The organism is Psychrobacter sp. 1U2 (assembly GCF_051847575.1).
Genome location: NZ_JBPYDC010000488.1, coordinates 1 through 1,030, shown reverse-complemented (window position 1 = coordinate 1,030; position 1,030 = coordinate 1). Strand labels below are relative to the sequence as shown.

At 39.6% G+C, this 1,030-nt stretch carries 1 protein-coding gene and 1 pseudogene; one reads left to right on the top strand and one right to left on the bottom strand.

What is annotated here, in order from left to right:
* Positions 1–222 (bottom strand): DUF2062 domain-containing protein (locus ACS8FD_RS16785; RefSeq protein ID WP_439276677.1); only part of this gene is annotated, 222 nt, incomplete at its 3' end.
* A 361-nt stretch (positions 223–583) separates the two neighbouring features.
* Between ACS8FD_RS16785 and ACS8FD_RS16780 the strand changes: the two are divergent.
* A pseudogene (locus ACS8FD_RS16780) lies at positions 584–1,030 on the top strand (ComEC/Rec2 family competence protein); the annotation flags it as partial.

Genomic DNA, 1,030 nt, shown 5'->3' with positions numbered 1-1,030 from the left:
GTTAGCACGAAAAATAAGCGCACCAATCAAAGCCAACAGCATCTGTCCTGGCAAAGGGAAAAACGCACTAAGTACCCCAATATAAACCGCTTTGTTCAAACTATGACGATTAAACTGCCATAAACGAGGGTCAGCCAAATGCGGCGCAAACAGCTTTAAAGAGCGGCTCTCTAGTATTTTTTCAGGCGTAGGTAGGAGGTTTTTAAGACGTTTTTGGGGCACAGGTTTGCCTTTGATCGTTATCTACAGTTCACTCAGTAGAGCATAAGCGTTTGATATTCGACAATTTTGATAAAACATTGTCAGTAAAGATAAAGTGTTGATAAAAAATAGGACGAGTGGCTATCAATAAAGGCAATCGCGATATGATAAATAGTATAGGGTAATACCGTTAATAATGCTATCATCGGTATTTAGTCGTCTAATGTTAGTTAATAAACAACCAAACAAATGATGTATAATAAAAGTTGATTGATCGCTATCTTTTCGACTTTATCTATTCTTCTATGATGTAGAAGGTTGTGGATAGAACATCGTCAGTGGTTAAGTATATATTTAATAAGCCGTCATGCAAGGAGTGCTGATGTATTGGACGATTGGCATCTCAATCATTATAGCGATGGTAGGCACATTATCAATAGGGACGGTAGACTTTGCTCAAGATAGGTTATTAGCATTTGATTTGTCTATAGCAAGCGATCTTATTTGGCTCTCATTGATCGTAACAGCGATTATTTTCCTTTTTCTTCTCCAGCGCAGTGCAGCGTTGCCGTCAATAAGCAACTACTCCCTCCATAAACGTCGAACACAAAATCATACGATATCTTCTAAGTTTATCCGTTATCTACTGATGACGATCATAGCGAGTGTGCTGGTTTTTGGAAGTGCCCTGCAAGCATTGTCTGCCTATCAGCAAGCAGAGACGACAAAAATCACCGAGCCTATGCAGGTACGTGCGTGGGTGACCATCAAGGGCATTAGCGATAGTGTATATGATTCTGAAATAAATAGTGGCTATCGACAAGTTGCA